Genomic DNA, 18,638 nt, shown 5'->3' with positions numbered 1-18,638 from the left:
GCCCGCTACGTCAGCGCGGGCGGTCGCACGGCCGACTCCTCGCCGCCGTCGGCCCGCCGGATGACCAGGGCCATCAGCGCAGCCGCCGCGCACAGTGCCCCCGAGGCGATCCACATCACGTCGTACGACCCGAACGTGTCCCGTACGACGCCACCGATGACGGCCACGAACGCGGCCCCCACCTGGTGCGATGCGAGCACCCAGCCGAAGACGATGGCGCTGTCCTCGCCGTACTGCTCCCGGCACAGGGCCAGGGTCGGCGGCACGGTCGCCACCCAGTCGAGTCCGTAGAAGACGATGAAGAAGACCATCGGCGGGTGCACGGCCGAGTCGAGCAGCAGCGGCAGGAAGAGCAGCGAGACGCCGCGCAGCGCGTAGTACACGGCAAGCAGCCGCCGCGCGTCGAAGCGGTCCGTGAACCAGCCGGACGCGATCGTCCCCACCACGTCGAAGACGCCGATGACGGCGAGGAGCGACGCGGCCGCCGTGATCGGCATGCCGTGGTCGTGCGCGGCGGGCACGAAGTGCGTCTGGATCAGCCCGTTCGTCGAGGCCCCGCAGATGGCGAAGGTCCCGGCGAGCAGCCAGAAGGGCCCGGTGCGGGCCGCCTTGAAGAGCACGCTGACCGCGCGCCGCGCCGCACCCGTGGCGGGCGGGGGCTTCTCCACGAACTCCTCGGAGCCGTACGGCTTCAGGCCCACGTCCGCGGGGTGGTCGCGCAGCAGCAGCCATACGAACGGGACGACGGCGAGCGCGGCCAGGGCGACGGTCACCGCGGCGGGCCGCCACTTGAACGCCTCCACCATCCAGGAGAGCAGCGGCAGGAAGATCAGCTGCCCCGAGGCGGATGCCGCCGTCAGGATGCCGGTGACGAGTCCGCGCCGCGTGGTGAACCAGCGGTTGGTGACGGTGGCGGCGAAGGCGAGCGCCATCGACCCCGAGCCGAGCCCGACGAGCAGCCCCCAGCACAGCAGGAGCTGCCAGGCGGACTGCATCCAGACGGTGAGTCCGGAGCCGAGCGCGATCACGATGAGCGCGACGGCGACGACCCGCCGGATGCCGAAGCGGTCCATCAGCGCGGCGGCGAACGGCGCGGTGAGCCCGTACAGCGCGAGGTTGATGGAGACCGCGAGGCCGATCGTGCCGCGCGACCAGTGGAACTCCGCGTGCAGCGGATCGATGAGCAGGCCCGGCAGGGAGCGGAACGCGGCGGCGCCGATGATCGTCACGAAGGTGACGGCGGCGACGAACCAGGCCCGGTGGATGCGGCGGCGCCGGACCGGCGCCTCCAGGAGCGGCTCGACCGGCTGATTCACGTCTGTCTGGGTCACGACAACCAGCATCCGGACCCGGCCGCGCCTGAACGAGTGGCCCGAGGGACAGCATTAGCTAGAATCGGGCCATGGCCTCACCGACCGGCGATTCTGGAGTGCCCGGCGCCCCCGGGCCGACCGCCACCACCCGCCACCGGGTGGTGGTCCTGGCCCTGGACGGCGTCATCCCCTTCGAGTTGGGCATCCCGCAGCGGATCTTCGGCCGGGCGCGAACCGCTGACGCCGAGCCCCTCTACGAGGTCGTGACCGCGTCCGTCCGCCCGCCGGGCCCGGTGCGCACGGACGCCGACTACTCGATCCTCGTGGAGAACGGCCCGGAATGCCTGGCCACCGCCGACACGGTGGTGATCCCGGCTTCGTACGAACTGGGTCCGGTCTATGAGGAAGGCCGCCTGACCGAGGAACTGGCCTCGGCCCTGGCCCACATCACCCCGGGCACGCGCCTGATCTCCATCTGCACGGGTGGCTACGTCCTCGCCGCCGCGGGCTACCTCGACGGCCGCACCGCTACGACGCACTGGTCGGCGGCGGAGCACTTCCAGCGCCTCTTCCCCCGGGTCACGGTGGATCCGGAGGTCCTCTTCATCGACGACGGGGACGTCCTCACCTCGGCGGGTGTGGCAGCGGGCCTCGACCTCTGCCTCCATGTCGTACGCGGCGATCACGGATCGGCGGTCGCCAATGACGTGGCCCGCCGTACGGTGGTGCCTCCACACCGGGACGGGGGCCAGGCCCAGTACATCCAACGCCCGGTCCCCGAGCCGCAGTTCGCGACGACCACCACTGCGCGCGCGTGGGCCCTGGCCCGCCTCCACGAGCCGATCCAGCTCCGCGACATGGCGGACCAGGAGTCCATGTCCGTCCGCACGTTCACGCGGCGCTTCCGGGAGGAGGTGGGGATCAGCCCCGGCCAGTGGCTCGCGCAGCAGCGGGTGGAGCGGGCGCGGCACCTCCTGGAATCCAGCGATCTTTCCGTGGACCGGGTGGCGCGGGATGCGGGCTTCGGTACGGCACAGTCCATGCGGGGGCACTTGCAGGCGGCCCTGGGTGTGACCCCGACCGCCTATCGCCGCACTTTCCGCGACGGCGCGTGCCTCTCCTGAACGGGGGGGGTTGCGCGGGCCGGCACCCGACTGAGGCCTCCCACCCACCCGATTGCCCGGCAGCACCAACGACCAGCCGCAGTCGGCAGCGCTCGCGAAGGGACGTGCCGGTATGTCCGCCCGGAGCACGGCTCGCGGCACTCCAGAACCGAAGCGACCCCGCGGCCACCGGACGATAGCGAGGACGGACATACCGGCGCGTCCCCGCACCCCAAGGCGGACCGCACCGCACCCCGCACCCGCCCCCACCAGCGGTCCCGCTCAGAACGTCAGAACCCCCCGAGCCACCCGCCCCGCCTCCGCGTCCCCCACAGCCTTGGCGAAGTCCTCCACCGGATACGTCTCCGTGACGAGCTCGTCCAGCAGAAGGCGCCCCGCCAGATAAAGCTCCGCGTACAGCGCGAAGTCCCGCTGTGGACGCGCCGAGCCATAGCGGCAGCCCAGGATCGACTTGTCCAGGAACAACGACGACACCAGGAACGACGCCTCGGCCGTGGCCGGCGGCACCCCCAGCAGGATCGCCTGCCCATGCCGGTCCAGGAGATCGACCGCCTGCCGGATCAGCTCGACCCGGCCCACGCACTCGAAGACGTGGTCCGCGCCCGTCGGCAGCAGCTCCTTCACGCCCTCCGCCTCCGCCGACGAGAAGAAGTGCGTGGCACCGAACTGCCGCGCCACGCCCTCCTTCTCGGGGTTCGCGTCGACCGCCACGATCCGCGTCGCCCCGCCGATCCTCGCCCCTTGCAGCACGTTCAGCCCGATGCCCCCCGTACCGATCACCACCACGCTGTCCCCGCGGTCCACCTTCGCCCGGTTCAACGCGGCCCCGACCCCGGTCACCACCCCGCACCCGATCAACGCCGCCGACGTCAGCGGAATCTCCTCCGGGATCTTCACCGCCTGCACGGCCTTCACCACCGTGCGTTCCGCGAAAGCGGAGTTCGCCGCGAACTGGTAGATCGGCTCGCCGCCCCGCGAGAACGGCCGGTCCGGCATCCCGATGGCGCGCCGGCACATGGTCGGCCGCCCCCGGTTGCACTCCCCGCACGTCCCACAGCTGGCGATGGTCGAGAGCGCCACATGATCACCGGCCGCCACATGGGTCACCCCCGCACCGACCGCCTCCACCACGCCCGCCCCTTCGTGCCCGAGGACCACCGGCGAGGGGAAGGGAATGGTCCCGTCGATCACCGAGAGGTCGCTGTGGCACAGCCCGGCCGCCGCGACGGCGACCAGCACCTCCCCCGGCCCCGGATCCCGTACGTCGAGGTCGTCGACGACCTCGACCCTCGCACCCTCGGCCTTGCTCCTGTCGAAAACGACACCCCTCATCGCGCCTCCCGCGGCAGGCCGAGCACGCGCTCGGCGATGATGTTGCGCTGAATCTCGTCCGAGCCGCCGTAGATGGTGTCGGCCCGCGTGAAGAGGAAGAGCCTTTGCAGGGCGTCCAGTTCGTACGGGTCGCTCTCGCTCCAGTCCCCTGGACCGACCGCCCCCGCGGCCCCCCGCACCGCCATCGCCAGCTCGCCGAGCCGCTGATGCCACCCGCCCCAGAGCAGCTTGGCCACACTGGGCGCACCCGCGTCGGCCCCGGGGCCAGTCCGGGAGCCGCCCGAACTACCCAACGTACGCAGGGCGTTCCACCGCATGACCCGCAGCTCGGCCCACTGCCGGACGAGGCGGTCCCGCAGCACCGGATCGTCGACGGCCCCGCTGTCGAGGGCCTCTCGGACGACGCTCCCCAGTTCCTCGGCGAACCCGATCTGCTGGACGAGCGTGGACACGCCCCGTTCGAAGCCGAGGAGTCCCATGGCGACGCGCCACCCGTTTCCGGCACCGCCGACCACGTGCGAGGCGCGAGCGACCGCACCGTCGAAGAAGACTTCGTTGAACTCGCTCGTACCCGTCAACTGCCGTATGGGCCGCACCTCGACGCGTCCTGGCTGATCCATCGGGACCAGCAGGAACGAGATCCCCCGGTGTCCGGTGGACCCCGGCTCCGTCCGCGCAAGGACGAAGCACCAGTCCGCCTCGTGGGCGAGCGAGGTCCAGATCTTCTGCCCGGTGACGCGGTACACGTCGCCGTCCCGTACCGCCACCGTCCGCAGCCCCGCCAGGTCCGACCCGGCGCCCGGCTCGCTGTACCCCTGGCACCACAGGACCTCCCCGCGCGCGATGGGCGGCAGGAACTCGTCCTGCTGCTCCCGCGTGCCGTGGGCGAGGAGGGTCGGGGCCAGCAGATTCTCGCCGATATGCCCATAGCGCCCGGGAGCCCGCACCCGTGCGTACTCCTCGGCCCAGACGACCTGCTGGGTCAACGAAGCCCGCCGATTCCCATACACCCCAGAACCCGCACCGGAGCCGCCCCCCGCACCATCACCGGCACCCACCCCCCACCCAAGCCCAATCCACCCGTCCCGCCCCAACTCCCGCTCCCACGCCCGCCTTTCCTTCGCCCCCTCGTGCTCGCTCCCGGGGCCGCCCCGCCCCGCCGCCCCGGCGAACACCCCCGTCAGGTGCCCGTTGAGCCAGGCGCGGGCCTCCTCGCGGAACTCCTCGTCCTCCGGGGTGAATCCGAACTCCACCGCCCGGCCTACGCGTTCGGCCGGTCTTTGGTGGCGGCGGCCTTCGCCATCGCCTCCAGCTGGGCCAGCATCGGCATCGGGTCGACCCCCACCGTCCCCGGCAGGAAGTCGGCGATCTTCTCCGGGGTCCAGCCGCCCTCGGCATACCCGGCCCGCAGCTCACGCGGCTGTGCCCAGACGGCGATCTTCGGGCCCGCGACCGTATAGACCTGCCCGGTGATCTTCTCCTCCCGGGCCCGCTCGCTCAGGAGATACGTGACCAGCGCGGCCACGTCCTCCGGTTCCCCGATCTCCTTCAGCTCCATGGGCACGTTGGCGGACATCCGCGTGCGCGCGACGGGCGCCACCGCGTTCGCCGTCACCCCGTACTTGTTCAGGCCGAGCGCGGCGCTCCGCACCAGCGAGATGATCCCGCCCTTGGCGGCGCTGTAGTTGGCCTGCGCGACGGACCCCTGGTGGTTGCCGCTGGTGAAGCCGATCAGCGTGCCCGTCCCCTGCTTCCGCATGACCGCCGAAGCGGCCCTGAAGACGGTGAACGTGCCCTTGAGGTGGGTGGCGACCACCGGGTCCCACTCCTCCTCGGACATGTTGAAGAGCATCCGTTCGCGCAGGATCCCGGCCACGCACACCACACCGTCGATGCGCCCGTACTCGGCGAGCGCGATGTCCACGATCCGCTGCCCGCCCGCCATGGTGGAGATGTCGTCGGCGACGGCCACGGCCTCGCCGCCCGCCGCCTGGATCTCCTTGACCACGCCGTCGGCTATCTCACTGGTCGGTTCCGCCCCCTCCATGGAGACGCCGTAGTCATTCACGATGACCCTGGCACCCTCGGCCGCGGCGGCGAGCGCGACCGCCCGGCCGATGCCGCGTCCGGCGCCGGTCACGGCCACCACCTTGCCTGCCAAGAAGTTCCCCACGTCCGGCCCCTTCCCGCGGTTTCTGACGGACCGTTAGATTCTATGACCCGTCAGATACCGGAAGACAAGCCCCGCGGAGGACCCATGTCAGACTCGGCACCCACAGGTTCCACCGATCCGGTTCCGGCATCCGCCCTGCCGCCCGAGTTCCACGACATCGCCAAACGCGTGAACAACTGGGGCCGTTGGGGCTCCGACGACGAGATCGGCACCCTCAACCTCATCACCGACGAGGTCGTACGCGAGGCCGCCGCCACCATTCGCGCCGGTAGGCGCATTCCGCTCGCGCTTGCCCTCAAGGAAGACGGCGTCCAGACCGGTCTGATACCCGGCCGGATCAACCCCCTCCACACGATGGTGCAGATCAACCAGGAGCTCTTCGGCCCCGGCACCGTCGCCACCAGCGACGACGCCGTCACGATGGGCCTCCAGACGGCCACCCACTGGGACGCCCTCACCCACGCCTCGCACTCGGGAAAGATCTACAACGGCCGCCCGGCGGACACCATCACCGCCCACACCGGCGCGCGGTTCAGCGGCATCGACAAGGTGCCGCACCTCGTCTCGCGCGGCGTACTGCTCGACGTCGCCCGCGCCAAGGGCATGGACCGGCTGCCCGGCGATCACGCGGTGACGCCCGAAGACCTGGCGGAGGCCGAGGAGTTCGCGGGGACCACCGTCCGCGTCGGCGACATCGTCCTCGTACGCACCGGACAGATACAGACCTACCTGGCGGGCGACAAGCACGCGTACGGATATCCGTCCCCCGGCCTCTCGGTCCACACCCCGGAGTGGTTCCACGCGCGCGATGTCGCGGCGGTCGCCAACGACACCCTCACCTTCGAGATCTTCCCGCCCGAGATCGAGAACCTCTGGCTGCCCGTGCACGCGCTCGACCTGGTCGAGATGGGGATGCTGCAGGGCCAGAACTGGAATCTCGAAAAGTTGTCCACAGCCTGTGCAGAAGTTTCCCGCTACAGCTTCCTGCTCTCCGCGATGCCCGAACCGTTCATCGGTGGCACGGGAACACCCGTCGCGCCCGTAGCGGTGTTGTGAGCCCTCTCCCGCGAACCTTGCCGTGAGTCCGTGAGCCTTCGGATGGCGGCGGCCCGGCTTCCACCCCGAGCGCGTCGCCGCGCGCGCCGCCATCCGGCTCCGGCGCACTGGTCCTGCTCTCCGGCCACGAAGGGACCGGCGCCGACGGCGACCCACATCTCGCCGAGGACCGGGTCACAGACCACCGTCCCTCGACGTCCCCTCGCGGCGAATCGCTGCACACAAGCGTGATCAATCGGACACGGTACGTCAACAGCCGTCCGGTGATTAATGAATTATGCCGCTTATGCACCGGCCGCGCATGACCGCGCACCGTGGCACGCGACGGCGCATACGGGCGCCCGGCACCACCAAGGCACCTGCCATGAACACCGCCAGGGATGCCGCCAGGGACGCCGCCACGGACGCCGCCATCAGCACCGCCATGATCACCGCCACGCGGCGCTCAGACCGCTTCGTACGCGACGTCCTCGTAGGTCGCCCCGTCGAACGCGACCGCCTCGACGCCCGGCTCGCACCGGTCCACCTCGCACCAGATGCTCTTTCCCGTGCCCTCGGTCTGCCAGCCCCAGCGGTCGGCGAGGCCGTCGACGAGTTCGAGGCCCCGGCCGTTGGTCGCGTCGCCGTCAGCGTGCCGCTGCTTCGGGGGACGTGCGCTGGCGTCGGCCACCTCGACCCTGACCGTCCCCGGTCCGGCATCGGCGGCCTCCTCGGGCTCCTCCGGGCCGTCCGGTAGCCGCATGCGCAGCACGGCCGGACAGCCCGTGTGCACCACCGCGTTGGTGACCAGCTCCGAGATCAGCAGGATCAGCGTCTCGGCCAGTGGCTCGTCGACCCCTATCCCGGAACCGGCCAGCCGTGAGCGCGCCCACCTTCGGGCCCGCCCCACCTCGGCCGGGTCCGGCCTGACCTCCAGCTGAACTTGAAGCACCTGCACCGCTCACACCATCCGAACCGGCGGACACATCGCCTCGCGACTCCACAGGGTCACGGAACGTGATCCCCTTGAGAGACAGCATGGTTGACGTTCAGTCACCCCAACAAGCGCTTCAGGCATATTCCAGCGCGAAGGAGTACGCGTGCGGCATACTGTGCGACGCGCGCTGCGGGGGGTCGAACAGGCGGGCATACAGCCCCTTCCTGCACTGCGAACGGCACGCATTGCCGGGCCCGGCGCCGCCTCAGGGGCAGCACCGGCATGGCTCGACCTCAGAACCACTCGCATCTCACACAAGGTACCGGAGCCGAAGCCCGACTCCATGCCGTGACGAGTCACGCATAGGACACAACCCGATATCGACGCTCAGTAGCCTCCCCCCACTTCGGGAGCTCCACAAGTCGATCACTCTCCGCACTCCGCCCCCCACGACGATCCCGCGGCCCCACGAGCCCCACAGCCATCCAAGCCGTCAAAGCGCCGCCGCCAGCTCCTCCTCCGCCCGAGCCGCGGACTGCCCGAGGCCGGCCCGTACCCAGGCCCGCTTCAGATGCAGATGCACGTCGGCCTCCCAGGTGAACCCCATCCCGCCGTGCACCTGGAGGCAGTCCCGCGCGTTCTTCACGGCCGCCTCGTCGGCGAGCAGCTTGGCCCCGGCGATCTCCAGTACGTCACCGGTGACGGCCGCGGCATACACGGCGCCGCGGGCGACCTCGGCCCGGACGAGCATCTGTGCGCAGAGGTGCTTGACGGCCTGGAACGCCCCGATGGGCTGGCCGAATTGGATACGTTCCCGGGCGTACTGGACGGCCGTCTCGCAGGTGCGCGCGGCGCTGCCGAGCTGCTCGGCGGCGAGCAGGAGATCCGTCTCCGCCCCGCCCTCACTCCCCTCACGCGACGAAGGCGACGACACAGGCACAGACACCGGCACCCGATGCAGCGGCGTCAGCGGGTCGACGGACCGCAACGGAACCGCCCCCGAGACATCACCCTGTGCGACATCCGCCGCGTCGAGCCAGGGGACGAGTCCCCCGCACGGAGCGGTCACCACGGTCACGCCCTGTGCCGCGCCGGCGACGTCCCGTGCCGCGAGGAACGTGGCCACCAGCGGCCCCGGGAGCAGCACCCGCCCCGCCTCCTCGAAGGCAAGGACGGCCTCCGGAAGCCCGAGGCCGACCCCGCCCTCCGCCTCCGGCACCAGCAGCGAGAAGAACCCGGCGTCCCCGAGCTCCCGCCAGAGGTCCCGGTCCAGAGCCGGCGCCTCCGAGCCCGCCGCCGCGTCCCCCGGGCCCACCGCCGCCCGCAAGGCCTCCCCGCCGAACCGCCCCTCCAGCAGGTCGCGCACGCCGCTCTGCAACGCCCGCTGATCTTCCGTGAGTTGAAAGTCCATGCGAGCCCTCACCGCCCCTTCGGGAGGCCGAGTATCCGCTCGGCCACGATGTTCTGCTGGATCTGCGAGGTCCCGGCGGCGATCGTGTAGGAGAGGGAGGAGAGGCGGTCCAGGGTCCACTCGTGGTCCAGGTCGAGGGCGCCCGCCCCGAGGACCTCGCCGGCCGCCTCGTACAGCTCCTGGCGTGCGTGCGAGTAGCGGAGCTTGAAGACGGATCCGCCGATTCCCGGCACCCCGGTCCCCGCCCGCTGCGACTCGCTGACGTTCCACTGCGTGAGCCGCCACAGCGCCGCGAACTCCGCGCTGAGCCTGCCGAGCCTGCGGCGCAGCACGGCGTCGTCCCAGCGGCCGTTCTTGCGGGCCTCACGGGCGAGCTCGCCGAGGACCCGGCGGCAGGCTACGACCTCCCCCACGAAGGCCGTCCCCCGCTCGTAGGAGAGCGTCACCATGGTCACGCGCCAGCCGTCGTTCTCCGCGCCGACGCGGTTGGCTGCCGGGACCCGCACCTCGTCGAGGAACATCTCGGCGAACTCGGTGGAGCCCGCGAGCGTGCGCAGCGGGCGGACCGTGATGCCGGGGGCGTCCATCGGCATCGCGAGCCAGGTGATGCCGCGGTGCTTGGGCACGTCCTCGCTCACCGGGGTCGTCCGCACGAGGAGTTCGCACCAGTCGGCGACCTCCGCGTGCGAGGTCCAGATCTTGGATCCGCTCACCACGTAGTCGTCGCCGTCGCGCCACGCGCGCGTGCGCAGTGACGCGAGGTCGGAGCCCGCGTCCGGTTCGCTGAAGCCCTGGCACCACACCTCGTCGCCGCGCAGCACGGGCGGCAGCCAGCGGGCCCGCTGTCCGGGGGTTCCTTCGGAGGCGATGGTGGGACCCGCGTGCAGCAGGCCCACGAAGTTCGCCCCTACATAGGGCGCGCCCGCCTTCTCGGTCTCCTCCAGGAAGATGAGGTGCTGGGTGGGGGTGGCGCCCTGCCCTCCCGTGTCGACGGGCCAGTGCAGGCCCGCGTATCCGGCGTCGTACAGCCTGCGCTGCCACCCCATGTCGTACGCGCGGCGCCCAGGCCAGTCCAACGGGTCGGGGCGCGGTGGCAGCTGGGGGAGCGTCCGGGACAGCCACTCGCGCAGGCCCGCCCGGAAGGATTCCTCCTCCTGCGTGTAGGTGAGGTCCACGTCGCCCCCTCCGGTCATCTCTCCGGTCCCTCCGGCCAATCTGATGACCCGTCAGACCGCAGGCTAGCTCCGCGCCTCTGGACCGACAAGGCGGTGAGCCTTACGCTCTCGGCACGATCTGACTGCCCGTCAGTTAGGTCGGTCCGTCAGCCGGACTCCGGTCGCGAGGGGATCACATGAGCACCTCAGGGAACGCGGGGATCGAGACCGCGCACACACTCGGCGCCTCCCGCACCCTCTGGGAGCTCATCGAGCGGCGCGCCGCGCTCACCCCGGACACGGCAGTGCTGCTCCAGGCGGCCGCCGACCCCGCCGACGACCGGCGCCTCACCTTCGGCGAACTGCGCGACCGCTGCGAGCGCGTGGCCGCCGGCCTCTACGAGAGGGGGGTGCGCCCCGGCTCCGTGGTGGCCTGGCAACTGCCCACCCGCATCGAGACCGCCCTGCTCTCCTTCGCGCTCGCCCGTATCGGCGCGGTCCAGTCGCCGGTCATCCCCTTCTACCGCGACCGCGAAGTCGGCTTCGCGCTGCGGGAGTCGAAGGCCGAGTTCTTCGCCGTGCCGGGGGTGTGGCGCGGCTTCGACCACACGAAGATGGCCGAGCGGCTCGGCGCGCGGGGCGTCTTCAAGGCGTACGCGTACGAGGACCTGCCCGACGGCGATCCGTCCGTCCTGCCCCCGCCGCCCTCCGACGGCACGTCGGTGCGCTGGATCTACTGGACGTCGGGCACGACGTCCGACCCCAAGGGCGTACTGCACACGGACCGTTCACTGATCGCGGGCGGCTCGTGCCTGGCGCACGCGCTGCACCTCTCCGCGGACGACGTCGGCTCGATGGCGTTCCCCTTCGCGCACATCGCCGGCCCCGATTACACGGTGATGCTGCTCCTGTACGGCTTCCCCTCGGTGATGTTCGAGACGTTCGCGCTGCCGGACGCGCTGGACGGCTACCGGCGGCACGGCGTGACCGTGGCGGGCGGATCGACCGCGTTCTACTCGATGTTCCTCGCCGAGCAGCGCAAGCTCGCGCCCGGCGAGCAGCTCATCCCCACCCTGCGCCTCCTCGCGGGCGGCGGTGCGCCGAAGCCGCCGGAGATCTATCACGCGGTCGTACGCGAGATGGGCTGCCAGCTCACCCACGGCTACGGCATGACCGAGGTGCCGATGATCACCATGGGCGCCCCCGACGACACCGCGGAGAACCTGGCGACGACGGAGGGAATGCCTCCCGATGGCATGGAGATCCGGGTCACGGACGCCGAGGGCAAGGAGGTGCCCGCCGGGGTCGACGGCGAGGTGCGGCTGCGCGGGGAGGCCGTCTGCCAGGGGTACTTGGACCCCGAGCAGAGCGCGGGGGTCTTCGACGCGGACGGCTTCCTGATCACGGGCGACCTGGGCCACGTACGGCCGACGGGGCACCTGGTGCTCACCGGCCGGGCCAAGGACATCATCATCCGCAAGGGCGAGAACATCTCCGCCAAGGAGATCGAGGACCTGCTGCACCGGCATCCGGCCGTGGGGGACGCGGCGGTGATCGGCCTGCCGGACCCCGAACGGGGCGAGCGGGTCTGCGCGGTGATCGAGCAGCGGCCGGGCGACCACGACGCGCTGACCCTGGAGTCCATGACCGGCTATCTCCGCGGGGAAGGACTCTCCACGTACAAGCTGCCGGAACAACTGGAGCTGGTGGAGGCCCTCCCCCGCAACGAGACGCTGCGCAAGGTGCTCAAGTACAAGCTGCGGGAGCGGTTCACGCGGAGCTAGCGCTCACCGCGCGGCTCACTCGGGGACGGTGAAGTACGCCGCGAACGCCGCGACGATCTCCTCCTCCGTCACCCGTCCGTCCCCGTCGGTGTCGAGCGAGCTGCCCGCGGTGCCCGCGATGTCCTCCGGGACACCAAGTGCCTTGAGCACGCGCGCCAGTTCCTGGGGGCTGACCGCACCGTCACCGTCGCCGTCCGCGACGGCGATCACGGCGTCCAGGAACGGCCGCGCGATCTCGGCGAACCGGGCCGGGTTGTCCCGCAGCCGCTTCACGGCGCCGCCCACGAACTCCGGCTTGGTGATCCGCTGGTCGCCGTCGCGGTCGGCGATCCCGGCCATGCCCTGCCAGAAGGCCTCGGCCCCGATGTAGAGCGCCTGCCCCTTGCTGGAGCGTGCCGTGGCGCCGAACTCGCTGAGCAGGGCGGCGGCCGCCGTGCTGAAGTCCTCACGGGAGATGTAGCCGTTGCCGTCCTGGTCGAAGGTGGCGAAACGGGCCGCGATCTTACGCTCGTACTCGGCACTGTCCATGGTGTTCGGGCCGCCTCACTTCTGCGGTTGGGTGCGTGTGCACAGGGGGTTCCCTGGGTGTCTCTGGCAGCGAGCGTACGTCTTCGGCGACCGCCCGGAGGCGGGAAGCCGACGCTTGTGCCAAGACCGGGACAAGAGAGGTTGTACCAGGAACCGGCTCTCGGTGATCTTTTGGGTCGCCCTTGACCCTGGCGGCTCCGCACGGCCCCGTTCCCGCCCGTCCGCGGCGCTCATCTGCCCCTCGCACGTGGCGAGATCGGGCACGGTCGGCGGCGCGGGACGGCCGGGTCACGCGGAGAGCGGGATGGCCTCGTCGTCCACCGCGGCCGCCACGTCCGGGAAGACCTCGAAGAGGCGGCGTACGCCGAGGGCGGCGAGGACGCGGTTCACGTGGGAGCCGTCCTCGGCGCCCTTCGCGGGCAGTATCAGGCGCAGCCGGCCCTGACAGGAGCGGAACAGACGGCGCGTCGCGATCAGTACGCCGACACCGCTGGAGTCGCAGAACAGGACATCCGAGAGGTCGAGGACGAGGCTGTGCCGACCGTCGGCCACAGCGTCGTGCACGCGCTGGCGCACGACAGGCGAGGTCACCAGGTCCATCTCGCCGGACACCCGCAGCACGGCCCAGCCGTCCTGCTCGTCCACGGCCACCTGCAGCGTCACTCGCACGCCTCTCGCTCGCTGATACCGCTCGCTCGTAGCTCGCCGATGCGGAAGCCTTCCCTACGCTTCCTACGTCGCGGCTGCCCCAGCTCTTCTCCATGAAACACCAGCAACACTGCTCCCTATCATCCGAGGCCGGGAGCAGACGCACTTTGCCTCAAAGGCAATACGTTGTCGGTGGTGGCGACTACATTCGATGGAGGGTTTCGGTCGGGACGGGGATCGGGACGCGTACGGAACGGCACGCGCAGAGGGGGCCGCATGGCGAAGGACGCGCCGCGCCGGTGGGACCGCCGCATGCAGCAGCGACTGGCGCACGGGGAGGCTGCCGCCCTCGGCGAGCTGTACGACCGCTTCGCCTCGCTCGTGCACGGCCTCGCCCACCGCGTGCTCGGTGACGAGGACGCCGCCGACCGCATCACCCGCGACGTCTTCGCCCACATCTGGGAGAACCCCGACGCGTACGACCCCAAGCAGGGCCCCCTGCGCTCCTGGGTCGCCACGCTCACCCACCAGCGGGCCGTCCGGCGGTTGCGCCAGACCGAGTCCGCCGCCCTGGCCCGTGGCGGCGAGGGCACCACGGAGGACCTGGAGCGCAGGGTCCGCCGCGCTTCGGCCGCCGCCCGCGCGGACTACATCGTCACGGCCATGCCCGCCCCGCTGCGTGCCGCCCTGGAGCTGGCCTACTTCCAGCGGCGTGACTACCGCCAGACGGCCGCCGACCTCGGTGTGACGGAGGACGAGGCGCGCCGCCGCCTCCGCCTGGGCCTGCAGCTGCTCTCCACCGCGAACGACGCGGCAGGACCGGCGGAGCCGCACCCCGCCCCGGGCGCGCGTTCCGGTTACGGGAGAGCGCTGTGAACGGGCCCGACCGGCAGGAACCGTTCGATGAACCGGACAGGGACCGCTCTGAGGCTGAGCCTGGGCCTGAGAACGGCGACGGTGCGGGCGGCGCGGGTGGCCCCGGTGGCCGAAGTGAGCAGCCCGATGCCCGGCGCCCGCCTCGCATACCGCTGCCCCGCACCTCCATAGAGGACAGCGGGCAGCCCTTGCCCGACCCTCCGCTCGCCCTCGACCACCGCGTCCTGAAGTCCCTGCTCGGGGCGTGGGCGCTCGCCGCCTGCTCGGTCGAGGAGGCCATCGCCGTCGAGGAACACCTGGGCCACTGCGGGCCCTGCGCGGAAGAGGCGCTGCGGCTGCGCGACGCGGTGGGCCTGCTGCACCAGGAGGAGAGCCTCGACCTCGACCCGGGCCTGCGCAACCGCGTCATCGAGAACTGCCTGGGTCGGCGTCCGCCCCGTATCCCGGTGCCCGAGTGGGCCGTTCCGTACGACGCCGAGACCGCCCGGCTCGACGCCCTCCTGCGCGACATCGGCGACTCGGAGTGGCACGCCCCGGTGCGCCTGCGCTGGTTCGACGAGGACCATCCGGTCAGCCGCAAGACGACGGTGGCCGGGGTGATCGCCCACCTCCTGGCGGTGGACGGCATGGTCGCGCTGGCCCTCGGGCTCGACGACCCGCTGGGCAGGGATGCGCCGCCGCGGGCCGACCCGGGCCGGCGCACCGAGGCGTACTGGCGCGCCTCGTACTTCCCACCCACCCGCGCGGTGCGCGGCCCCTGGCGCGAGCAGACCCACGAGCTGATCCGCACGGTGTCCTTCACGGCGGGCCGCACGCAGGGCTCCGGCTCCGGCGGCCTCACCGTTCCGTACGGCGCCCCGGACGAGCACGGCCGCCGCGTCGAGCTGCCGCTGCGGGACTCGATGCTGGACCGCGCCTTCGAGTGCTGGATCCACGCGGGCGACATCGCGCAGGCGGTGGACTATCCCTACGAACCGCCGTCCCCGCGCCATCTGCACCGCATGATCGACCTCGCCGCACGGATGCTCCCCGGCACGCTCGCCGAGCGCCGCCGCGCGGGGCTCGCCGCCCCGTCGCAGGGCCTGGTGGCGGCGGGCGCCCCGGGCCGGAGCCTGCGCCTCGAGGTCGAGGGCATGGGCGGCGGCGAATGGTTCATCCCGCTGGACTCCCCCGGCGCCGACGCGTCGCCGGACCGTGAGGTGGCACATGTCGCGCTGGACGGCGTCGAGTTCTGCCGCCTTGCCGCGGGCCACGTGTCTCCGGAGGAGGCCGCGGCGGGGCAGGTCGGCGACCGCCAGGCGATCAGGGACGTGCTGTTCGCGGCGGCGTCACTGAGCCGGATGTGACCTGTTCGCGGGCCCGGAGGGCCCGCTTCAGGCGCTTCACCCGCTGCCTCAGGCAAAGACGACCGTGCGGTGGCCGTTCAGCAGGATCCTGCGCTCGGCATGCCACTTCACGGCCCGCGCGAGCGCCTGGCACTCCACGTCACGGCCGATCGCGACGAGCTGGTTCGGCGTGACGTCGTGGCCGACCCGCTCGACCTCCTGCTCGATGATCGGCCCCTCGTCGAGGTCCGCCGTCACATAGTGCGCGGTCGCACCGATCAGCTTCACACCGCGCGCGTGCGCCTGGTGGTACGGCTTAGCGCCCTTGAAGCTCGGCAGGAACGAGTGGTGGATGTTGATGATCCGGCCGCTGAGCTGCTTGCAGAAGTCGTCCGAGAGGACCTGCATGTAGCGGGCGAGGACGACGAGCTCCACGTTCTCCGCGCGCACGAGCTCCAGGATCTGCGCCTCGGCCTGCGCCTTGTTGTCCTTCGTCACCGGGATGTGGTGGAAGGGGATGTCGTACGAGGCGGCCAGCTCGGCGAAGTCCGTGTGGTTCGAGACGACCGCGGCGATCTCGACCGGCAGCGCGCCGATCCGCGAGCGGAACAGCAGGTCGTTCAGGCAGTGCCCGAACTTCGAGACGAGGAGGACGATGCGCATCTTGTCGTCGGCGCGGTTCAGCTGCCAGTCCATGTGGAAGGAGTCGCCGATCGCGGCGAAGCTCGCCCGCAGCTTCTCCACCGTCACCGGCGGCTCCGCCGAGAAGTGGACGCGCATGAAGAAGAGCCCGGTGTCGTGGTCGCCGAACTGCTGACTGTCCTCGATGTTGCAGCCGGTCATGAAGAGATAACTCGACACGGCGTGCACGATGCCCTGCTTGTCCGGGCAGGAGAGGGTGAGGACGTACTGCTCAGCGGGGTCGGCGGACGCGGCGACGGACGGCTCGTTCATGCCCCCAAGGTTCCCACAACCGGCACCCGCCGCGGTCCGCCGTTCCGCGGGTCGGGACCGTCGGCGGGCAGGGCGGCAAGGAGGTCGGCAGGAAGGCGGCGGGCAGGCCGGCGGGAGGACGGCCGACAGATCGGCGGGGCAGGCCTAGCTCGCCGTCCGCGTCATGATGCGCAGCACCTCGAGCGTCCGCGGCGGCACGTCCGGATCCTCCCCGTCGCTGACGGAGAGCCGCACATGCGCTTCGCGCGCCGCACGGACCGCGTCCGGCCATCCCGGGTGATCGAGATAGGCGGACACCAGCGCGTCCGGCCCCACCTCGTGCATGATCCGCAGGACCCGCAGCACGGCCGCGTCGGCCAGAGCCGCCTCCTCCGCGTCACGGAAGATCGTCCCGACGTACTTCTCGGCGGACCAGTTGTCGAGCCACGTGTCCTCGACCAGGCGGTACACGGCGTCGGTCACGTCCCCGTACTCCTCGCGCCCGGCGAGCCAGCACTCACGCTGGAACCCCGGGTCGGAGAGCATGTGGAGCGCCGAGCGCACGTTGCTTCGCCACCGCCACCACGGCATGTCGTTCGTTGGCATGCCGCCCATGGTGCTTGAGCGACGGCCACGACGGGAAGAGTTCTCCGAACCTTGCACGGTCATCGATCGTACGTTCCCCCTCCGCGCAGCCGAATCGGCCCCTGTCATTCACCTTCTTGTCACCATGCGTTGAGAGCGCGTCACTCCTTGGTTGGCACTGCGACGGAATCGTGCATGACCATGCCCGTCTCGCGACGCACCCTGCTTACCCGCCCCTCCAAGACCGCAGCACTCGGCGCGGCCGCCCTGGTGGCGGCGTGTGCGTCCCTGACCGCCGCGTGCGGGGTCATCCCTGGTTCCACGGGGGGATCCAGGGAAGACCCCGTGACCGTCATGACCTGGGCCCCGGAGAAGACCAAGGCCACGAACAAGCCCGGCGTCCCCGCGATGGCGCAGGCCTACGCGCGCTGGGTCAACGCGAACGGCGGCCTCGACGGCCGCGAGCTCAAGGTCATCACCTGCAACGACCACAACGACCCGGTGGGCGCCGCCGACTGCGCCCGCAAGGCCGTCGACAGGAAGGTCGCGGCCGTCGTCGGCTCCTACAGCCAGCACGGCCGGTCCTTCCTCTCCCCCCTCGAAGTCGCCGGCATCCCCTACATCGGCGGGTACGGCGTCACCGACGAGGAGTTCAGCAGCCCCCTGTCGTACCCCGTCAACGGCGGCGAACCGGCGCTCATGGCGGGCAACGGCCGCCAGCTCGCCGCCCGCTGCGAGCACGTCTCCCTCGTACGCCCGGACACCATCGCCGGGGACGATCTCCCGGGGCTCCTGGACGCGGGCCTCGCGGAGGGCCACCGCAAGTCCTCCGCCGACATACGGGCGCCCGAGGACGGCACCGACTTCACGTCGCAGGCCGAGCAGGCACTGCAGCGCGCGGGCACCGGCGGCTGCGTGACGGCGGCGCTCGGCGAGCGCACGGACACGTTCTACGACTCCTACCGGCGCACCGAGGACGCCTACCCGCCCGCGAAGATCTCCTCCGTGCTCGGCAGCGTCGACCAGTCCCTCGTCGACCGCACGGGCGGCGGCAACGGCCCGTACGAAGGCGCCTATCTCACCGGCTGGTACCCCGCCGCAAGCGATCCCCGCTGGGACGGGATGCGCGAGGTCATCCGTAGGCAGGCCTTCGGCGACAACCGGGTCGACCCGACGGACGCGGGCGTGCAGACGACGTGGATCGCCTACACCGTCCTGAAGCAGGCCGTCGAGTCGCTCGACGGCGGCGAGGTCTCGTCACGGACGCTGCGGCGGGCACTCGACGACGGTCTGGAGGTGCGGACGGGCGGGCTCACGCCCACCCTGAGCTGGCGCTTCAAGGACATGCTCGCGGCGAGCGACTTCCCGCGCCTGGTCAACGCCGACGTCACGTTCCAGATGGTGCGCGACGGCCGCCTGGTGCCGGCGCGCAAGGGGTTCGTGAACGTCTCGAAGACCCTGGAGCAGGTGCGGTGACGGT

17 protein-coding genes are annotated in these 18,638 nt (G+C 71.3%); 6 read left to right on the top strand and 11 right to left on the bottom strand.

The genetic code is table 11. From position 1 onward, the window contains the following. Nucleotides 1–5 precede the first annotated feature (5 nt). On the bottom strand, nt 6–1,343 hold the full coding sequence (locus AB0E78_RS15300) for an MFS transporter (protein WP_361832261.1): 1,338 nt from the start codon (nt 1,341–1,343) through the stop codon (nt 6–8). A gap of 59 nt (nt 1,344–1,402) precedes the next feature. On the opposite strand from AB0E78_RS15300, the gene AB0E78_RS15295 reads away from it, so the two are divergent. Then, on the top strand, nt 1,403–2,437 hold the full coding sequence (locus AB0E78_RS15295) for a helix-turn-helix domain-containing protein (RefSeq protein ID WP_361832259.1): 1,035 nt from the start codon (nt 1,403–1,405) through the stop codon (nt 2,435–2,437). A 261-nt stretch (nt 2,438–2,698) separates the two neighbouring features. Here the strand turns inward: AB0E78_RS15295 and AB0E78_RS15290 are convergent, their stop codons facing one another. From AB0E78_RS15290 to AB0E78_RS15280, 3 genes are read right to left on the bottom strand one after another with little or no spacing between them, the layout of a single operon-like run. After that, nucleotides 2,699–3,769 (bottom strand): Zn-dependent alcohol dehydrogenase, encoded by a 1,071-nt coding sequence (locus AB0E78_RS15290; RefSeq protein WP_361832257.1) that lies wholly within the window; start codon nt 3,767–3,769, stop codon nt 2,699–2,701. Further along, complete coding sequence (locus AB0E78_RS15285) at nt 3,766–5,022, bottom strand: acyl-CoA dehydrogenase family protein (RefSeq protein WP_361832255.1); 1,257 nt, start codon at nt 5,020–5,022, stop codon at nt 3,766–3,768. The genes AB0E78_RS15290 and AB0E78_RS15285 overlap by 4 nt, the downstream gene beginning before the upstream one ends. 8 nt (nt 5,023–5,030) lie before the next feature. Continuing rightward, entirely contained in the window at nt 5,031–5,942 is a 912-nt protein-coding gene (locus AB0E78_RS15280) for an SDR family oxidoreductase (protein WP_361832253.1), read from the bottom strand. A gap of 84 nt (nt 5,943–6,026) precedes the next feature. Here AB0E78_RS15280 and AB0E78_RS15275 point away from each other — a divergent pair, with 84 nt between their 5' ends. Next, on the top strand, nt 6,027–6,998 hold the full coding sequence (locus tag AB0E78_RS15275) for a cyclase family protein (protein WP_361832251.1): 972 nt from the start codon (nt 6,027–6,029) through the stop codon (nt 6,996–6,998). A 445-nt stretch (nt 6,999–7,443) separates the two neighbouring features. Here the strand turns inward: AB0E78_RS15275 and AB0E78_RS15270 are convergent, their stop codons facing one another. The 3 genes from AB0E78_RS15270 to AB0E78_RS15260 all read right to left on the bottom strand — a co-directional run bounded on the left by AB0E78_RS15270 (nt 7,444) and on the right by AB0E78_RS15260 (nt 10,500). Continuing rightward, a complete protein-coding gene (locus AB0E78_RS15270) occupies nt 7,444–7,935 on the bottom strand; it encodes an ATP-binding protein (RefSeq protein ID WP_361832249.1) in 492 nt (163 codons plus the stop codon). 472 nt (nt 7,936–8,407) lie between these two features. Further along, nucleotides 8,408–9,325: an acyl-CoA dehydrogenase family protein gene (locus AB0E78_RS15265; RefSeq protein ID WP_361832248.1), complete on the bottom strand. Its 918-nt coding sequence runs from the start codon at nt 9,323–9,325 to the stop codon at nt 8,408–8,410. Between the two features lie 8 nt (nt 9,326–9,333). Continuing rightward, complete coding sequence (locus AB0E78_RS15260; protein ID WP_361832800.1) at nt 9,334–10,500, bottom strand: acyl-CoA dehydrogenase; 1,167 nt, start codon at nt 10,498–10,500, stop codon at nt 9,334–9,336. A 176-nt stretch (nt 10,501–10,676) separates the two neighbouring features. On the opposite strand from AB0E78_RS15260, the gene AB0E78_RS15255 reads away from it, so the two are divergent. After that, a complete protein-coding gene (locus AB0E78_RS15255) occupies nt 10,677–12,263 on the top strand; it encodes an AMP-binding protein (protein ID WP_361832246.1) in 1,587 nt (528 codons plus the stop codon). A 15-nt stretch (nt 12,264–12,278) separates the two neighbouring features. On the opposite strand, the gene AB0E78_RS15250 is transcribed toward AB0E78_RS15255, so the two are convergent. Further along, nucleotides 12,279–12,791 (bottom strand): EF-hand domain-containing protein, encoded by a 513-nt coding sequence (locus AB0E78_RS15250; protein ID WP_361832244.1) that lies wholly within the window; start codon nt 12,789–12,791, stop codon nt 12,279–12,281. Between the two features lie 288 nt (nt 12,792–13,079). Then, nucleotides 13,080–13,454 (bottom strand): STAS domain-containing protein, encoded by a 375-nt coding sequence (locus AB0E78_RS15245; protein WP_361832242.1) that lies wholly within the window; start codon nt 13,452–13,454, stop codon nt 13,080–13,082. Between the two features lie 261 nt (nt 13,455–13,715). Here AB0E78_RS15245 and AB0E78_RS15240 point away from each other — a divergent pair, with 261 nt between their 5' ends. Together AB0E78_RS15240 and AB0E78_RS15235 are read left to right on the top strand one after the other, a co-directional pair. Then, nucleotides 13,716–14,315 carry a sigma-70 family RNA polymerase sigma factor gene (locus tag AB0E78_RS15240; protein WP_361832240.1) on the top strand — a complete coding sequence of 200 codons (600 nt, stop codon included), beginning with the start codon at nt 13,716–13,718 and terminating at the stop codon, nt 14,313–14,315. Continuing rightward, nucleotides 14,312–15,661 carry an MDMPI N domain containing protein gene (locus AB0E78_RS15235; protein ID WP_361832238.1) on the top strand — a complete coding sequence of 450 codons (1,350 nt, stop codon included), beginning with the start codon at nt 14,312–14,314 and terminating at the stop codon, nt 15,659–15,661. Before AB0E78_RS15240 ends, AB0E78_RS15235 begins: the two co-directional genes overlap by 4 nt. 48 nt (nt 15,662–15,709) lie before the next feature. On the opposite strand, the gene purU is transcribed toward AB0E78_RS15235, so the two are convergent. Continuing rightward, nucleotides 15,710–16,594 carry a formyltetrahydrofolate deformylase gene (purU, locus tag AB0E78_RS15230; protein ID WP_361832236.1) on the bottom strand — a complete coding sequence of 295 codons (885 nt, stop codon included), beginning with the start codon at nt 16,592–16,594 and terminating at the stop codon, nt 15,710–15,712. A 144-nt stretch (nt 16,595–16,738) separates the two neighbouring features. Beyond that, entirely contained in the window at nt 16,739–17,242 is a 504-nt protein-coding gene (locus AB0E78_RS15225) for a hypothetical protein (RefSeq protein WP_361832234.1), read from the bottom strand. Between the two features lie 111 nt (nt 17,243–17,353). On the opposite strand from AB0E78_RS15225, the gene AB0E78_RS15220 reads away from it, so the two are divergent. Beyond that, entirely contained in the window at nt 17,354–18,634 is a 1,281-nt protein-coding gene (locus AB0E78_RS15220) for an ABC transporter substrate-binding protein (RefSeq protein ID WP_361832232.1), read from the top strand. Nucleotides 18,635–18,638: the final 4 nt, after the last annotated feature.

Source organism: Streptomyces sp. NPDC032198 (assembly GCF_040636975.1).
Lineage (GTDB): Bacteria > Actinomycetota > Actinomycetes > Streptomycetales > Streptomycetaceae > Streptomyces.
This window is presented reverse-complemented; position numbering and strand designations above follow the sequence as displayed.